This window comes from Ruegeria sp. ABM4_193 (genome assembly GCF_056158705.1).
Window position 1 is genome coordinate 782151 of record NZ_JBSWTT010000003.1, and the last position, 17403, is coordinate 799553.

17 protein-coding genes are annotated in these 17403 nt (G+C 56.4%); 14 read left to right on the forward strand and 3 right to left on the reverse strand.

Features of this window, described 5'->3' with window-relative positions; translation table 11 throughout:
• Nucleotides 1-3: 3 nt before the first annotated feature.
• A complete protein-coding gene (locus tag ACXADZ_RS21850) occupies nt 4-339 on the forward strand; it encodes a carboxymuconolactone decarboxylase family protein (RefSeq protein ID WP_475199898.1) in 336 nt (111 codons plus the stop codon).
• A 52-nt stretch (nt 340-391) separates the two neighbouring features.
• Here the strand turns inward: ACXADZ_RS21850 and ACXADZ_RS21855 are convergent, their stop codons facing one another.
• Nucleotides 392-1324, reverse strand: coding sequence for a hydrogen peroxide-inducible genes activator (locus ACXADZ_RS21855; protein WP_171095073.1), 933 nt, complete (start codon nt 1322-1324; stop codon nt 392-394).
• Nucleotides 1325-1431: 107 nt separating this feature from the next.
• Here ACXADZ_RS21855 and katG point away from each other — a divergent pair, with 107 nt between their 5' ends.
• Complete coding sequence (katG, locus tag ACXADZ_RS21860; RefSeq protein WP_475199899.1) at nt 1432-3612, forward strand: catalase/peroxidase HPI; 2181 nt, start codon at nt 1432-1434, stop codon at nt 3610-3612.
• Between the two features lie 132 nt (nt 3613-3744).
• On the opposite strand, the gene ACXADZ_RS21865 is transcribed toward katG, so the two are convergent.
• Nucleotides 3745-4488 (reverse strand): FHA domain-containing protein, encoded by a 744-nt coding sequence (locus ACXADZ_RS21865; RefSeq protein ID WP_171095071.1) that lies wholly within the window; start codon nt 4486-4488, stop codon nt 3745-3747.
• On the reverse strand, nt 4485-5036 hold the full coding sequence (locus ACXADZ_RS21870; protein ID WP_475199902.1) for a hypothetical protein: 552 nt from the start codon (nt 5034-5036) through the stop codon (nt 4485-4487). The genes ACXADZ_RS21865 and ACXADZ_RS21870 overlap by 4 nt, the downstream gene beginning before the upstream one ends.
• Nucleotides 5037-5197: 161 nt before the next feature.
• Between ACXADZ_RS21870 and ACXADZ_RS21875 the strand changes: the two genes are divergently transcribed.
• From ACXADZ_RS21875 to ACXADZ_RS21930, 12 genes are all read left to right on the forward strand, one after another.
• Nucleotides 5198-5902, forward strand: coding sequence for a hypothetical protein (locus tag ACXADZ_RS21875; protein WP_171095069.1), 705 nt, complete (start codon nt 5198-5200; stop codon nt 5900-5902).
• 59 nt (nt 5903-5961) lie between these two features.
• The gene (locus ACXADZ_RS21880) at nt 5962-6429 is read left to right on the forward strand and encodes a hypothetical protein (protein ID WP_475199903.1); all 468 of its coding nucleotides are present in this window, start codon (nt 5962-5964) and stop codon (nt 6427-6429) included.
• 76 nt (nt 6430-6505) lie between these two features.
• Nucleotides 6506-8023, forward strand: a complete 1518-nt coding sequence (locus ACXADZ_RS21885) for an FHA domain-containing protein (RefSeq protein ID WP_475199905.1) — start codon at nt 6506-6508, stop codon at nt 8021-8023.
• Nucleotides 8024-8057: 34 nt separating this feature from the next.
• Nucleotides 8058-8672, forward strand: coding sequence for an FHA domain-containing protein (locus ACXADZ_RS21890; protein ID WP_171095062.1), 615 nt, complete (start codon nt 8058-8060; stop codon nt 8670-8672).
• A gap of 5 nt (nt 8673-8677) precedes the next feature.
• Nucleotides 8678-9886, forward strand: a complete 1209-nt coding sequence (locus ACXADZ_RS21895; RefSeq protein WP_475199909.1) for a PP2C family protein-serine/threonine phosphatase — start codon at nt 8678-8680, stop codon at nt 9884-9886.
• An 8-nt stretch (nt 9887-9894) separates the two neighbouring features.
• Entirely contained in the window at nt 9895-10989 is a 1095-nt protein-coding gene (locus ACXADZ_RS21900; protein ID WP_475199912.1) for a serine/threonine protein kinase, read from the forward strand.
• 5 nt (nt 10990-10994) lie between these two features.
• The gene (locus tag ACXADZ_RS21905; RefSeq protein ID WP_475199914.1) at nt 10995-12251 is read left to right on the forward strand and encodes a trypsin-like peptidase domain-containing protein; all 1257 of its coding nucleotides are present in this window, start codon (nt 10995-10997) and stop codon (nt 12249-12251) included.
• The gene (locus tag ACXADZ_RS21910) at nt 12232-12963 is read left to right on the forward strand and encodes an ATP-binding cassette domain-containing protein (RefSeq protein WP_475199916.1); all 732 of its coding nucleotides are present in this window, start codon (nt 12232-12234) and stop codon (nt 12961-12963) included. The genes ACXADZ_RS21905 and ACXADZ_RS21910 overlap by 20 nt, the downstream gene beginning before the upstream one ends.
• Nucleotides 12963-14153, forward strand: coding sequence for an ABC transporter permease family protein (locus ACXADZ_RS21915; protein WP_475199918.1), 1191 nt, complete (start codon nt 12963-12965; stop codon nt 14151-14153). The genes ACXADZ_RS21910 and ACXADZ_RS21915 overlap by 1 nt, the downstream gene beginning before the upstream one ends.
• On the forward strand, nt 14146-15777 hold the full coding sequence (locus ACXADZ_RS21920) for a formylglycine-generating enzyme family protein (RefSeq protein ID WP_475199920.1): 1632 nt from the start codon (nt 14146-14148) through the stop codon (nt 15775-15777). Before ACXADZ_RS21915 ends, ACXADZ_RS21920 begins: the two co-directional genes overlap by 8 nt.
• A 17-nt stretch (nt 15778-15794) precedes the next feature.
• On the forward strand, nt 15795-16055 hold the full coding sequence (locus ACXADZ_RS21925) for a hypothetical protein (RefSeq protein WP_171095038.1): 261 nt from the start codon (nt 15795-15797) through the stop codon (nt 16053-16055).
• Nucleotides 16056-16063: 8 nt separating this feature from the next.
• Nucleotides 16064-17395 (forward strand): serine/threonine-protein kinase, encoded by a 1332-nt coding sequence (locus ACXADZ_RS21930; RefSeq protein ID WP_475199922.1) that lies wholly within the window; start codon nt 16064-16066, stop codon nt 17393-17395.
• The last annotated feature ends 8 nt before the right edge of the window (nt 17396-17403 follow it).

The following is a 17403-nucleotide window of genomic DNA, read 5'->3' on the forward strand; positions in this document are numbered from 1 at the left end:
CTTATGGACTGGAAAGATTTCATGGCCGAGACCGAGGTCAACATCGGCACCTTCTCGAAAGAGGTTCCCGAAACGGTGCGTGGCTTTGGCATCATGGGCAAGGCCGCCAAGTCCGACGGTGTATTGAGCGAAAAGACCAAGGAATTCATCGCGTTGGGCATCGCTGTCGCGACCCGTTGTGACAGCTGCATCGGGTTTCATGTGAAGTCGCTTGTTCGTCTGGGGGCCACGCGCGAAGAGATGTGCGAGGCGTTGGCCATGGCGACCTATATGGGCGGCGGGCCGTCCTATGCTTACAGTGCAAAGGCTCTCAAAGCTTATGATGTTTTTTCTGCGTGAGCGTCAGACAGCCAGATGAGCGCTGAAAGGCTTGGCTGACCTCGCCTCACACTCAATCAGCGATCGCTTGGCCATTTTGCCCCGCGTGCAGAATATTCTCTTCCGCGGTTTTACGTACAATTGCACCGATCTTAAGAAGGTTTTCGCTGAGCGGGTTTGTTTTCCGCCAGACCAATCCAATCGTCCGGGCAGGCGGTGTGTCCTGGAACCGGGCGATTGAAACGTCGGCGGAACGGGTTTCCAAGCCGACTGCCATTTCCGGTATCAGCGTCACGCCAATCCCGGCCCCAACCATCTGCACGAGTGTGGAAAGCGAACTTCCCTCCATGATCTGCTGCGGTTCGATATTGCGGATCGAACAAAAAGACAGGGCCTGGTCACGGAAACAATGGCCTTCCTCCAGCAACAACAACCGCATTGTTCTGAGCTGCGACGAACTGGGCATGGGAAGGCTGGCGTCTTGTGCCGGGCGGACCAGTAAGAAGTCTTCGTTGAACAGCGAAAACTCTCGAAGGCTGGGCTCGGAAACAGGTAGGGCGACAACTCCGACATCCAGCCGCGAGTCAAGAATCTCCCGGATCACCGACTCTGTGATGGTCTCTTTGGGTTCGATTGTCAGCTGTGGGAATCGCTGCGACAAAGCCTTGATGATCGACGGCAGCAGGTAAGGCGCCACTGTTGGGATAACGCCTATACGCAAACGGCCTGACAATGGGCCGGACGGTGATTGTACCAGATTGCCCAAATCTTCGACCCGCATCAGGATTTCTCGGCCGTGGCTCAGAACGTCTTCTCCAAGTGCCGTCAGCCGGGTCTCACGCGCGGCGCGTTCTACCAGCGGACCGCCCATTATGGCCTCCAGCTCTTTAATCTGAATGGAAAGGGCAGGTTGCGAGATTGCACTGGCCGCCGCGGCTTTGCCGAAGTGACCATGAGTGGCAAGGGCCTCGAAGTAACGCAGGTGCTTGAGCGTCAGTGCTTTCATTTGAAAAACTAATCACAATGATAGAAATTACAAATTTCCATTTATCGATTGGGTCGGGTACGAGTCAACCTATCTGAACCCCTAGGTAAATACTCAGGAGATTTACAATGGACGGTAACCCTCACAATCACCAATCCGGCGGCTGCCCTGTTATGCATGGCGGGAACACAGGCACGGGCAATTCTGTCACCAAATGGTGGCCGGATGCGCTGAACCTGGACATTCTGAGCCAGCACGACACGCGCACAAACCCGATGGATGCGGATTACAACCACCGTGAAGCGGTCAAAGGTCTGGATTTCAAAGCCGTTCGCGCCGATGTCGAAGCATTGCTGACCGATAGCCAAGACTGGTGGCCGGCGGACTGGGGCCACTATGGCGGCCTGATGATCCGTCTGGCGTGGCACTCGGCCGGCTCTTATCGCCTGGGTGACGGTCGCGGCGGCGCGGGTTCGGGCAACATCCGATTTGCTCCGCTGAACTCGTGGCCAGACAACGCCAGCCTGGATAAAGCGCGCCGTTTGCTTTGGCCGGTGAAAAAGAAATACGGCAACGCACTGTCTTGGGCTGACCTGATCGTCCTGTCGGGCACTGTTGCGTATGAATCGATGGGCCTGAAAACCTTTGGTTTCGGTTTTGGCCGCGAAGACATCTGGGGCCCGGAAAAAGACGTGTACTGGGGTTCGGAAAACCAATGGCTGGCCCCGTCCGAGAGCCGCTATGGCGATCTGGAAACACCCAGCACGCTGGAAAACCCGCTGGGTGCTGTACATATGGGACTGATCTATGTGAATCCCGAAGGTGTGAACGGCAACCCGGACCCGGCACGTACCGCTTTGCATATCCGTGAAACCTTTGCTCGTATGGCTATGGATGACGAAGAGACTGCAGCGCTGACATGCGGTGGTCACACGGTCGGTAAGGCGCACGGCGCGATGGCGGGTGACAACATCGGTGCCGAGCCTGAAGCCTGTCCTGTGTCTGGCCAGGGCTTGGGTTGGGACAACCCTGATCAGAACGGCAAGGCGACCAACGCGTTCACATCAGGCATTGAGGGCGCCTGGACGAAAGAGCCGCTGAAGTTCGATATGGGCTATTTCGACTATCTGTTCGGTTACGAATGGGAACTGGGCAAATCGCCCGCTGGCGCGCATCAGTGGCAGCCCATCGACATGCCGGAAGATGAAAAGCCGGTCGATCCGACCGACTCGTCTGTCCGCCGGATGCCGATGATGACTGATGCGGATATGGCGATGAAAGTTGATCCGGCCTACAACGCGATCTGTCAGAAATTCATGGCCGATCCGGACTATTTCGCGGACACCTTCGCGCGTGCGTGGTTCAAGCTGACCCACCGCGATATGGGCCCACGTGTTAACTACTACGGTCCGGACGTGCCCGCAGAAGACCTGATCTGGCAGGATCCGATCCCTGCAGGTTCGACCGGGTATGACGTTGATGCGGTCAAAGCAAAGATCGCGGACAGCGGCCTGACTGCAGTCGAGATGATCACCACCGCCTGGGACAGCGCCCGCACCTTCCGTGGGTCTGACAAACGCGGCGGCGCAAATGGTGCGCGCATCCGTCTGGCACCGCAGAAAGACTGGGCGGGCAACGAGCCTGAGCGTCTGGCAAAAGTGCTGGGCGTGCTCGAGCCGATCGCTGCTGAAACCGGAGCGTCGGTCGCTGACGTGATCGTTCTGGCAGGTAATGTCGGTCTGGAACAGTCGATCAAGGCTGCAGGCTTTAATGTCACGGTTCCCTTCTCGGCTGGTCGCGGCGACGCGACAGACGAACAGACCGATACAGACAGCTTCTCGGTGCTTGAACCACTGGCTGACGGGTTCCGAAACTGGCAGCTGAAAGAATACGCCGTGTCGCCCGAAGCGATGATGCTAGACCGAGCGCAATTGCTGGGCCTGACGGCATCTGAGATGACCGTTCTGGTCGGCGGCCTGCGTGTTCTGGGTGCCAATCATGGCGGATCGGCGCATGGTGTCTTTACCGACCGTGTCGGACAGCTGACCACTGACTTCTTCGTCAACCTGACGGATATGTCGCTCAGCTGGCATCCGGTCGAGGGTGGAACCTACGAGTTGCGTGATCGCGCATCCGGTGAGGTCAAGTTCACGGCCACCAGTGCTGATCTGGTCTTCGGCTCGAACTCGATCCTGCGTGGCTATGCCGAGGTTTATGCTCAGGATGACAACGCCGAGAAGTTCGCGCGCGACTTCGTTGCGGCCTGGACCAAGGTCATGAACAACGACCGGTTTGATCTGGTCGCCTAAAGTATGAAAAAACCAGGCGAGGATTCCCTCGCCTGGTTTTCAATTGAAGATCCTTCAAGTGGTTCAAGGTGGTTCCAGCCAGCGAAACTAAGCTTGAGCGTTTGGTCCTTGAAACAGCGGTTTATGATCTCATCACCGCAGCACAGCGACCGTTATATTCCCAACGCGGAACCGACCGTCTGGTGCCAGAGGCATCCATTTCTCGGGTCCAACCCGGCGACCACCTGTCCAGGTGCCGTTGGAAGAGTTCATGTCCCGGATGTACAGAACACCCTTCTTTTCAACCCTTAACACACAGTGTTGGCCCGAGGCTTTTTCGCTGCGGGATAGTGCCAGGTCTGCCCAGTTTGGATCGCGGCCAATCTTGATTTGATGGGATTTCTGCAAGCCCGCCACCTTCCGAAACTCGATGACCTTGCCGCGATCCGGGCCATCCATTACGGCAAGTTGCCAATAGGCCAGGGGACGCGGTGCCATGGGGCTGTACCATGTCACCTCAGCCGCTCGGTCATATCCTGAAACGGCATTGGGGTTCATTCCTGTAAGACCCAGAGACATGATCTTTTTGACGGCGCGGGTGGATCGCCGCACAGGTGAAATGGGTTTACCTTGCTTGTCCCGCATGTTCAGGCGCATGGCGTAGCGCCCAAGGCTCAGCCCACCTAGGAACCCTTCGCAGATCAGCCAATAGATCAGTACAAGAGCCACATAGAGCCCGATTGGCAGGGCCAGGCCGACGTGACGCAACCCCAACTCCTGACGCAAGACAGGTTCTATCGTTGCCAGCACAAAGCCAAGAAACATGAAGTCGAGGATTGCGGCCGCGCTCAGCAAGCGTGCCGCGCTTTTGGAATCTAGTGGACCACCAAGCTTCATGTGCCTGCTCCCAACAGTGTCAGTGCCAAGAACAAGGCTGAACCAATCGAAAACAAAAGCAACGCATCGCACTGAACACGCAGTATGCGCTTGCTCCTTGAAGAGGCGCTTTGGAAATGGAATCCGGCGATCCAAAGGGCCAGTCCGGTTCCGGCCACGGTGAACAACAAGGTCTCGGACAAGACCTGATGGCGCGGTGCAACAGCAAGCCAGTCAGCCGCCCCGACCATCAAGCCCCCCCAGAGCAGAGCAACAATATATGCTATGAAACTCAGCGAGTCATTTCTGGAATGGCAGAGTTTTCCAACAACTGCCCCAATCCCCCATCCCAAAGCCGCTGCAATCAAAAGTAGAAGTGTAAGGCGCACCGGTAGCGAGAGTGAAGAAACCTGAACATTAAATATGACATTTGTGGTATTGTTCGCTAAATTAGAGGTAATTCCAAGAAATGCCAACAATGCGCCAATTCCGGCGCCAATGTTGCCAAGAAAAGAAAAAACATCATTTGCAAGAGAGATTTTGTCTCTGACTTCAAAGGGTAATTTCATATTGTAACCAAGCTTTGAGAGAAAGTGTCCATAATATAAGCCGCACCAAACTTCATCGATTTTTGTTAATCACGCGAACACGCGAATCGTTGATTGAAAATAAAAAGTATGTGAGTTCATAATCAACTACGAAGAATAATTTATGTGTACGGAGTTACTTGATGCGTTCAGTCGCTATTTCCATTTTTGCCGCTTTTTCATTGCTACTGTCAGCCTGTACTGAAGAAACGATTCAATCTGCCACATCGTCGGCAGTTGCGGGTAAGACGCAGCAGGAAAAGCAACTTGAGAAACAGGTGCGCAGCCTTGATCAGGTTTCAAAGGATATCATCGTGAACAATACGGTGCAGGGCGCACTGGCCGGTGCCGCAGTGGGCTGTGGTGTGGCCTTGCTGCTTGGCGGCGGTGCAAGTGATTGTGCCGCTGGTGCAGCGGCAGGCGGCTTGATCGGTGGTGTCGGCGGCAACCAGGTTGGTAAGAAAGCTGCAGCCAAGAATGTTGATATCGTCAACAGCAAGGCCGTACTGGCAAATCTGTCCAACGTGAGCAATCAGCTGAATTCGGTTCAGTCAAACCTGCGTTCGGTTCTGGCGTCGCAAAACGCCGAGTTGAAGTCTCTGCGTCGGCAGCTGGACGGTGGGCAACTGTCACAGTCCGCTTACAACAAGCGCGTCAACGCGATCAAATCGAACCGTCAGGTTGTGTCCAACGAGCTGAAGCGCAGTGAACAGAATATGGACAAAACGATTTCCGAGTTGCGCACCGCATCCAGCAAGGGGCAACCCGGTCTGGGTGGCGCAACCAACGCGGCAGTCAGCAATAAGAATCGCCTTGCGCGCACACGTGCGTCCATCAATCTTCTTTAAGAATTTCTTTGACCCGCGCCTGGCGACAGGCGCGGGTTTTCTAATCATAAGTGTGTAAAATGAACTCTGATCTTTTTCGTTTCTCGAAACCGCTCGTACTGGTTTCCGTCATCACAGTAGCGGGATGTACAGGGTCGACTGACCCGACTACGGCAACACTTTTCGACAACATCTCAAACTTGAATTCGGGTGAATACGACCGCCAGATCGCGCAGAACAAAGCGCAGGCGGACGCTATCCTGGCCCAGAACAAAGCGGCTGAACAGCGTAACGCACAGTTGGCAGCACAGCGTGACGCCAACCAAAGCGAGATTAATGCGCTGCGGCAGCAGATTGCCGATGTAAAGGCGCAAGGGGCCAAGGCGCGTGCCGCGTCGGCATCGGATCCGGCCAAACTGCAACAAGTGCAGGCGCTGGACAGCCAACTCAACGCTGTTGAACGGGATGTTGCCGCAGGGGTCAGCCCATCTGTGGTGCGTTCGGAGTTGAGCCGGATCAAGTCAGCCTACCGCGCGCTGTCAATCTGATACGAAACACGTCAGGTCGGCGCTTGTCGACGCATGCGACGACCGGGACGTCTTGCCTGAGGGGGGTCTTGGGATCGTGACCTACGGAATTTCTCGCACATTTATTGCGGTTGCGGCTGCAATGTTTTTTGCAGGCGCGGCCACCGCGCAAGACGGTAAGACACGCGCGCCAGCGACGGGTCTTGCCATTCTCGATTGCGCTCCTGCAAAGCCCGCGCCAGAAGACAGTTGCCTGGTGCGCGTCCCTTCGGGCAACGAACGGGGTGGCATGAGCTTTCGGTCGTTGGGCGACAGCCAAGCCGATTTTGAGTTCGTGAAAGACGTTGATGAAATCCCCGGAAACCTGACTCTGTCCGCCACGATGGTTCTGATTGACCTGTCGGTCGGGGATCGCAGCGGTCGCGTACGTAGTTGGACCCGAGAGCGCGATCTCATTTCACGCGTGGTAGCCAACCTGCCACCGGATGAGAAAGTGGCGATCTACGGCTTTGGCAACGATATTGTCGAGCTTTCGCCGTTCTCCACCAGTCGGTCTCGGGCCGAAGACGTAATCGATGGGCTGGAAATCAAAGAACAGAACACGCGTTTGGTGGCGAATTCCACGCGGGCGATAGAACTGCTGAGCGAGCAGGACGATGTTCTTCTAAAGAACCTGATCCTGATCACTGATGGCGACGAAGAAGGGCTGGCCACGGTCGAAGAAATTTCGGAAGCGGCGGAAAAGGCTGGCGTGTCGGTCTCTGCTTTGGGGATGTTCTGGCGCGCGCAAGGCAATGCGCGCACCACCCGCGGCATAGATGTTTTGAAACGCCTGACCAACCCACAAAACGGGTTGATGGAAGAAGTTTTCCTGCAGAACCAGCAGACGGCAAACACTGTTGTTTCCAGTTTTATCCGCAGCTACGGAAACGCTGTCAAAGGCTCTGGGCTGATTGTGCCGGTTGGTGATCCGGCCCCGGCACGGATCACAATCGACATGATTGAACCGGTGGTTGGGCAGCCTGGTCAAACCCAGACCAAAAGCTACTCGGCTGAATTCCAGCCCGTAAACGTTGCAGCGGTAGAACCGGAGGAACCAGCCGAGCCCGCTGAGGAAGAACCGCTGATTTTTGGCCTGCCTGCGCTTTATGTCTATATTGGTGCTGGTGTTATTGCCCTGCTGGCCCTTTTGCTGGCGGTTTTGCTTATGCGCCGGGGTGGCACCGAAGAAGAGGATGATCTGGACGATCTTGGTCCAGATGATCTGCAGGATGTAACGGAAATGCCCGCGCAAGACAGCGCACCGACCGCAGCATATGCTCCACCTCCGGTAGCTTATCTGGTGCGTGTCGATAACGGGCATCGCTTCCCGGTTCCGGCAGGCCGTTCGACGCTGGGGCGCAGCAGCACTAACGCAGTGGTCATCCCTGACGGTGGCGTGTCGCGTGTCCATGCCGAGCTGAGCGGAACTCAGGACGGGCGGTTTACGCTCAGCGATCTGGACAGTCTGAACGGCACGCTTGTGAATGACCGCAAAATCAAAGGCGCGCAGAAGATTAATGTAGGTGACACTGTGGGCCTTGGGTCCGTACGCCTGAAACTGGTCCGGGCATAAGCCGCGGGATCAACTGAACAGGAAAGGTGAAAAAATGGGAAATGACAACAAAACCAGCTGGCTGTTCGACAAGGACGAAGAAGAGCTGAGCGACGTGGATTTCGGCTCGGATGAAGGGTTTACCGAGAGCATTTCTCCGTCCGACAACGAGCCGACACACGCGATTGGCGGGTCGTCGTTCAGCGAAGCTCCCACCGAATACGTCGAATCCGAGAAAACTCAGATTTATCATGGCGGGATGTCCAAAGAGTTTTCGGGAAAGGCCGAGTTCGATCCCATGGTCGATCCCATTACCGGATGGCTGGTCGTGGTCAAAGGTCCGGGCCTTGGCCAGTCGGTCAATCTGGGCTCTGGCATGAACACTTTGGGCCGGGATGGTGATGAGCGTGTGGCCCTGGATTTCGGCGACAAGATGATTTCCGGCAAGGACCATCTGAGGGTTATCTTCGATGACGCAAACCGAGTGTTCTTCGCGGCGCCGGGGACCGGGCGGAACATCAGCCGGATCAACGGCCAGATCGTGGCAACGACCATGCCGCTGGAGAATTACGCGCTGATCGAGTTGTCGAAACAGACGCATGTGCGCTTTGTGGCCTTCTGTAACGAGGATTTTGACTGGTCTGAACTGGCCGAAAGCTCTGACGACTGATCCAGATGACAATCATCAGCGGCAAACAGAGCCTGGGTCAGCGAGAGAACCAGGAAGACGCGTTCGACATCGTATTTCAAAACGAGCGCGACCCAAAATCCGATATCCTCATGCTGGTCGCCGATGGAATGGGCGGCCATGCCGGGGGCGAGGTGGCGGCAAATCTGGCGCTGTCGGTCTTTAAATCTCATTTCATCGAAGGCTCGGTCGCACCGCGCCCGCGTGAACGGCTGCAGGATTCGTTGACCGCAGCGAATGAAGCACTGCGTCAGAAGATCGCCAGCCAGCCCGACCTAAAGGGTATGGGTTGCACACTGGTTGCTGCACTCAAACTGGGGGATCGTCTGGTTTGGGTTTCCGTGGGCGACAGCAGTCTGTTTCTGCTACGCGACGGGAGGTTGAAAAAGCTGAACGCAGATCATTCGCTTTATGGCGAATTGCTGCAAATGGTGGCCGCAGGCCAGATCACGCAAGAAGAGGCGGACAATCATCCACGCCGCAACGCGCTGCGGTCTGCGCTCATGGGCGATCGGATCTCGTTGACGGACGTCAATGCAATAAGCCTCAAGCCCGGCGACGTGGTATTGGCGTGTTCGGATGGGCTGGACACATTGCCCCAAGCCGAAATCGCCAGCGTTCTGCAAAACGGCAAAAGCAGAGATATGCGTGGAGTTGCCTCGGACTTGCTGAACGCGGTCGAAGCGAAAGGTAAGCCAAAGCAGGATAATACAACGGTTGTTGTTTATGCCCATGTTCAAGATGGTATGAGCAGTATGCTGCGCGGCAGCCAATGGGCTTTCAACGGTGCAGAAAACAATAAGAAAACGTTGAAATATGCTGCAATTGGCCTTGGCGCTTTGGCGATTGGGGCCGCTGTTGGCGCGCTCACCTTCAAAGGCGAAGAAGTGGCCGAGACCGAGCCTGAACCCGCGCAAGAAACGGCGGCACCGTCTCAGGAAGAGCGTAGCATAGGCGATCGCTCGGTCACGACCGATCCGGAACCGTCAGATGACACATCGGATGGGGAACAGATCGCGCCGTCTGATGAGGCCGAAAGTCAAGTGCCTGAAGTTGAGCCGGATGCAACCGATGAAAGTGATACGGATGAAAGCAATGCGCCAGCTGAATCATCTGAACCCGCCGAGGATCAAACCCCGGACGAAGTGACCAATCAGGACGAGCAACCGTCCTCAGGTGCAATAGATCAGGAGTAGCCCCGCCCGTGTCAGTTCACTTGCCAAAGGGAGAAACCTTTGCCGGCTACGTCCTGGGGGACGTGCTGGGGCAAGGGGGCTTTGGCATCACCTATCAGTCGCGAAATCGGGAAACCGGTGAAAGGTTCGCGATCAAGGAGTATTTTCCGGCAGATTATGCGAACCGAGGGCCCAACAATGCAGTTGCTCCGACGTCAGAGGGGCGGCAGCTGTTTCACATGGGGCTGGAGGCGTTCCTGCAGGAGGCCAATTTGCTGCGAGATCTGCCACAGCAGCAGGGCCTGATGCGCGTGCGCGCCGCTTTCCGCAAACACGGTACGGCCTATTGTGTGATGGAGTACATCCATGGCGACCCGCTTGACCGGATGATGGCGCGTATGATCGATGCACGCGGATCGGTGCCGCAGGAACTGGTAAAGACTTTTCTGCGGTCTATGCTCGGGGCTTTGGATGCAGTGCACAAAGTGGGTGTTGTGCATCGTGACATGAAGCCAGCAAATGTCATGATCCGAAAAGATGGTCAGCCTATCCTGATCGACTTCGGGGCCGCGCGTTTAATGGGAAAATCCAGAGGGCTGGCGTCAATGTTCACGCGGAAATACGCAGCGATTGAACAGTTCCCCCCCGAAAAGACGGGTTTGGCTGGCGGCGTACATGAAGGACCGTGGAGCGATCTATTCGCGTTGTCGGTGATCCTGTACGAAATGGTATCCCAAAGTTTGCCGCCCAATGCGGAAGAGCGTTGGCAGGATGTGCGTTCTTCCGGGCGTGACCCGTATGTTCCCGTGCGTCAAAATCTGGTCCGCAACAGGGTGCAGGACACGTATGATGACGCCCTGCTGAATGCGATTGACTTGGGGTGCAAGCTTTTACCGCGAGATCGCATTCGAACCGCGCGTGACTATGCAAGGGTCGCAGAGATTGATCTGGACGTGCCCCAGATCAAATCGCAACAGCCGGAGCCTAACGTCACACGAAAACCGGAGATGCGCAAAACCCGGCAAAAGCGTGGCCGGTCGGGTGGGCACAAGGCGTCTTTGCTGGTGTTGTTTTTCATTCTGGTCGTTGCTCTGGCCGTGATTGCTTATGGAACCTTGATGTGAATGTAATGATTGTTCTTCGAGTTTTTGTGTATTCCGTTCTGTGTTCGGTATGCTTTGGAGCCTCGTCCGCTTGGTCCCAAATCCAATCAGAAGTGGTTGCTGTGGCCGATGCCGCTGTTGGTCGTGTGGTTGTCCAATATGACGGCGGATGGGGCACTGGCTCGGGATTTGTTCTTGCGCCTTTGCCCGGCGAAGACGGGTATTACTTTTTAACCAACCACCATGTCATCGACGGCGGCACGGGGGCCTTTGTTGGGTTCAAAGAAGGAAACCGGATCTACAAATACGACGTTCAGGTAGCCTATGCATCGTTCGAAAAGGACATGGCGATCCTGAAAATCACGCCGCAGGAAAGCTTTGGGCACACGCCAAACATTCTGGCAGTGCGTGTCGGCACCATCAACAAAGGCGAACAGGTCGCTGCCGTTGGGTTTCCGGGCACGTCGGACGTGTCGAATGACAGTGGCAACGAATTGGCGTTTTTCGAAACCACGCTGACGCAAGGAGCTGTCAGTAAAGTGTCGCCAGGCAAAACGCAGCGCAACCGTGGCACGCAAGAGATTGTGCAGCATACCGCCGCAATCAACCCCGGCAACTCGGGCGGGCCGATGATCGATTTCTGTGGCTCGGTTCTGGGGATCAACACGGCTGGAGTGGTGTTGAATTCCGATGGTGAGACACCAGCCAACGGTACCTTCTTTGCGCCGTCTGCCAACTCCATCGTTGGGTTTTTGCAAGACAGTAACGTACCTTTCACGCGCCACAAGGCTGGCTGTGATCCTGACAATCCGACTATTGTGTCGGGCGGCGGGGGATCGGACAGCACTCTTTTAATCATTCTCTCGGTGCTGTGCGGCGGCGGCGCTTTGGTGATCGGCGGAATGTATTTGGTAGCTTCGAGAAAGCGGGACGATGCCGAAGACACGCCCAACCATGTTGCCGCTGTCGTCAAGCCAAGCGGGCGTTCCATTCTGGCAGTCACAATGGCCGGACAATCCGCGCAGTTCAGTGCGGCACAGCTGCAATCCGGTGTGACCATAGGTCGGGCGAGTGAAAACACGCTGACAGTCACCGACCGCAACCTAAGCCGTCGTCATGCAAGTCTTTCGTTGCAGGGGCGCAAAATGATGCTGACGGATCTGGGATCGTCCAACGGCACCAAGGTCGATGGGCGTCGGCTGAAACCTAATGAGCCGGTGCAAATTAACACGAAGTCCAAGGTCGAATTGGGAGGGATCGCTCTTGTCCTCAAACGACCCTGACACTGTTCTGTCGATCCGAAACCTCGGCATCGAACGGGCGCCGGGGTTCTTTGTTGTGATCGAAGAGCTGGATTTGAAAGCGGGCGAGACCATCGTCTTGGATGCCGTCAGTGGTGCCGGTAAAAGCACGGCCTTGGGATTGATCGCCGGGGCGTTGCCGTTGGTGGATTTGCCGGACATGCGGCATGAAATCGTCGGTGTGCAGGTCGCGCCTGACACGCCGCGTGCTGCATTTGCCGGTCCCGACCGGCTTGGCTTTGTTTTGCAAACCAATACCTTGGTTCCATATCTGAACTTGCTGGAAAACATCGAACTTCCTGTACGGGTGGCCGGGCAGGCACCGGATGCCGAGTGGCAGGATCACCTGATCCGGGCACTGGGGCTGGGCGATTACAAAGCACGCAAACCCGGTCAGTTATCGGTTGGTCAGCGGCAGCGCGTGTCGGTTGCGCGGGCTTTGCTGGGTCGGCCCGCGCTATTGTTGTTGGATGAACCGGTCTCAGCACTGGACCCTGCCAATGTGTCCGAGGTTGAAGGGTTGATCGTGCATCTGGCGGCCGAGGCTGGATCGGCCGTTGTATTGGCCAGCCATCAGGCCCAGACCGGGGACTTCGCAAACGCACCCCGCGCGGACCACCGGCTGATTGACCATCAGGGCCAATCCTATTCCATCTTTTCTACGGCAGGCCGCGTCGCGGCGCGGGTGGCGTGATGCTGAAGATTCCTGCGAAACTGGCTCTACGGGAACTGCGGCACGATTGGCAGTCAGCCCTGTGCTTCGTGGCCGCCTTGGCAGGTGTGCTTGGCCCGTTGTTGATCATTCTGGCCCTGAAGAACGGTGTCATAGGCACCATGGTCGGGCGCTTGATCGAGGACCCTTCAAATCGTGAAATCCTGGCGATCGGGGCGGGACAGCATGATGCAGCTTTTTTTGCCGCCTTGGGGGCACGTCAAGACGTTGGGTTTATTGTGCCTGCGACCCGCTCGATCAACACGTCTGCCAATGCTGTGCGAAATGAAGCGCAGCGAAAATTGGAACGGGCAGTTCCTCTGATCCCGTCAGCTGCCGGGGATCCTTTGATTGACGGTGAAGCTGTTTCGCCCGGCACTGTCTGGGTTTCCGACAAGTTGGCCCAGGACCTGTCGGTGACGGCAGGGGACACTTTGGACATGATCATTGGTCGCGAAGTTGACGGGCAACGCGAGAATGCTCGGCGGGATCTGACGGTCATCGGTGTCGTTCCGGCAGAAGTCTGGCCTCGTTCAGCGATTTTTCTGTCTGTGCCCGATCTGTTAGCCGTTGAAAGGTTTCGGGACGACCTGTCGGTGACACCGGGGAACTGGACGGATCCGGTGTCAGATCCTGACAGCTATGCGAGTTATCGCCTGTATGCCCGAACGTTAGAGGACATTGCGACTTTGTCAGCGCACCTTACCGATCTTGGCTTGCAAACGCGTCCGCGGGCCGAAAACGCGGCACTTTTGTTGTCGTTCCGCCGGAATTTGAACCTCCTCTTCACGGCAATTGCCGCCTTGGCGATGTTTGGGTTCTGGGCGGCAATGTCGGCCAACCTTCGTGGTATGGTCGAACGTCAACGGGTAATTTTCAGTCTGTTCTCGATGCTGACCATGCCAGACCGTCAGCGCTGCGTTGTTCCGGTGGTCCAAAGTTTGACACTGGTTCTGGGGGGTGTTGTCGCGACCATGGTCCTTATCCTTCCGTTTCTTTTGGCCATCAACGCCACGTTCGAAACCGCGCCCGGAGAATCTGTCGCGCGCCTGTACACCGGCGACATTCTGGCAACGCTGGTTTTGGGGGCGGTGACCGCTGTGACTGCAGCAATCTGGGCCGTGTTTGCCGTTCGCAACGTCGAACCACAGGAGGTTCTGACTCATGCTTAAACCGTCTTTTTCCAAAGTGGCTGCGTTGACTTGCCTGCTGGGTTTTTCAGCCGCAGCACAGGCGCAGGACATCACCTGGAAGGAAAAATACTTTAACCCGCAGCCTGCCGAAGGGGACCTGACCCTGCCTATGCCCTGCGGGGGCGCTATGACGTTTCGCAAGGTAGCGACACCAAACACGGATGGGGTGATTGGTGACGTGTCAGTTGTGCTTGGGCAGGAGGGAAGCGATCAGCCCTATTTGAACGGTCTGCGCCGCGCTTTTGTTTCGGGTGCGTTTGCGGATGACGATGGGGTGGCCAAAGGCTATTTCTACATGGCCAAATACGAGCTTGCGCAAGCGCAGTGGGACGTTGTCATGGTCGGTTGCCCCGACAAAGAACCTCGCCGTCGTGCCTTTGTGCCTGCCGTCGGTCAAACCAAGCTGGACTATCAGCGGTTTGCCGAAACCTACACGCTTTGGCTGATGCAGAATGCGCCGAACAGTTTGCCCCGCGTTGGTGAGACGCGCGCCTATCTACGGCTTCCGACCGAAGAGGAATGGGAGTATTCGGCACGCGGCGGTTTGGCTGTGGATCAGGCGCTGTTTCGCGCGCCGCTGCCGCCCGTCCCCGATGGTACGCCGCAGGATGAGTTCATTGCGCACGGAGGTACCGCCTCGGCTGGCGGTAAATTGCAGGTGATGGGATCGCTGCGCCCAAATCCGTTGGGTTTGCACGACATGTTGGGCAATGCCGCCGAGATTGTCGGTGATCCGTTTGCTCTGGTGCGGCATGGGCGTTTGCACGGTCAGGCAGGCGGGTTTGTGAAGCGAGGAGGGGATGCCCGGACACCATTGGCGGACATTACCTCGTCGACCCGGTTCGAGGTGCCCCCGTTTGATATCTTGTCCAACACGGCCTCTGCCGACAGGTTCACAGGCACGCGTCTGGTGTTGCAAGGCTTGGCGATTACCTCTGCCGATCAGGATCAGGCGCTCAAGGACGGTCTGGACCAGTTGGCGCGCCCTGATGAAGGTTTGGCAGTGGCCGCAAGTGAGCAGGAGGCAATGGACCTGCTGGACGAAATTTCGAGTGAGACACTCTCGGATCGGACCAAAACCCAGTTAGCCGTGATCAAGGACACTCTGAACCGCGGGCGCGTGGAACGTAACGCGCAACGAGATCAGTCGATCCGCCTGATCCTGACCTCGGGCGTGTTGGTGTGTGGGCAAGGTATCCGGCGGTATCTGAATGCGTTGATCTCATCGCTGACCATTCAGCCCGAGCTGGACGCGCTTGAAAACGAAGCTCGTCAAAGCGGCGACCAGGCGTTTCTGGAAGAAGTTTTGATCGCGAAAGAAGAAGCCGCTGCAAAACTGGCCGAGCTGGAAGCCAAGGCAAAAGCCGATATTGTTGAGTACGCCAACCTGATTGAAGGTCTGGTCGATCAATATTCGCCTGTTTTGCTGCGTAAGCAGATTGATTTCATCTACCCGACCGAAGCCGAACGAGGTCGCGAGCGTGCGACCTGTCTGGCGATGGTGCAGGACCATATCGGTGCGCGCTCGGTGGCTGGGTATTCGGACTTGGATCAGATTGCAGACGACTTTCAGGCGGTGGCCCTGTCGTTTGTCGAAGAATGAATTGGAAAGGTTGAACGATGCGGGATGTATTAAGCAAATCGCTTGAAGTGTTGGTCTGGATTACAGCCGGACTGTCCATTGTGTTTTTCTGTTTTACGGCCATAGCGATGCTGCGCCTGTCTCCGTTGGGTCCGGATACGACAACGATCATTGCAGCATTTTTGACTGTTGTTTTTGGGATCACCTCGTCTTTGGTGTTTGCAGGCATCTGTTTTCAGATCATGGACATTCGCACCTTCACCAAACACAGCGCCATTAGCCTGAAGAACCGGAGGTAAGGGGGGTCATGGAACACTCGGTACTGGGTCTGAAACCCGGCAGCGTCCTGCAAGACACCTATGAGATCAAATCGCTTTTAGGCGAAGGCGGCATGGGCGCCACATTCCGTGGGCTGAACCGGGCCAGCGGGCATGAGGTGGCGATCAAGGTGATGACGCCCAGCTTCGCCAAGAATCAAAAAGCGGTGGACCTGTTCCGGCGCGAGGCGAACCTGTTGCGTACCGTCCGCAGCGATGCGGTGGTTCGGTTTGAAACCTCGATGCTGGACAAGGATGGCCGCCTGTTTCTGGTGATGGAATTTGTTCCGGGGCACCCGCTGGCACATTACCTCAAGAAAGGCGCCCGGTTGTCATCTGACGATGTTTTGAAACTGGGTTTGCGATTGGCCGAAGGTTTGGAAGCGATTCACAAACTGGGTATCGTGCACCGTGACGTAGCCCCCGATAACGTCATGATTTCACATGAGGATATCAATCAGGCAAAATTCATCGACTTCGGCCTTGCCTCGGACAGTGTTGGTACGGACAAGTCGATTATTGGCGACAGTTTCGCAGGAAAGCTGCGCTATTGCGCGCCTGAACAATTGGGGTTGTTTGGAAACAAGGTCTCTGCGGCCACAGATGCTTATGCTTTGGGTTTGGTCCTGATGCGAACTGCCGGGTTGGAATTGCCGGGCGAAGGCAAAGGGTTCGCAGCGGTCGAAGACCGCAAAGTGGATGTGAAAATCACTCATCCAAAAGTTGCTCCTGCCCTAAAATCAGTTCTGGAGCATCTGCTGAAAGCCGATCCCAAGGATCGCCCAACTGACCTGCCGGGATTGTTCCATGCCGCGCTCAGTGGAAATACCCCGGCACCTGCACCTGCTGCTGCCGCGCGCAAACCAGCGGCGGCGGAAGAAGCATCTGGTGGTAACAAGCTTCCTTTGATCGCAGCCGGGGTCGTCGGACTGATCGCGATTGCAGGCGCGGCATGGTATTTTCTGTCGGGTGCGGGTGGATCATCTGCAAAGGTCAATGAATCTGTCGAGATCGCGCAAGAGGCGGTTGCAGCGGACAATCCTTTGACCGCGGCGCGTGATCTACTGGCCGCTGGCGGCGCTCAGAATCTGGATGCGGCTCTTGGGGCTTTGATTGCAATCAGCAACGATCAGGAGATTTCGCAACAGGATCGCGCCTCGGCCAATATTCTTATTGCGGAAATGTATGATCCAAAGACGCACAGCACAGTGACGTCGCCTTTCCCGCGTCCCGATACGTCTGCTGCGCGACGCTATTATCAGCGGGCCGCTGACCTGGGTTCAGACCCGGCACGGGACGCTTTGGATCGATTGGGTGAGTGAGGAGACGG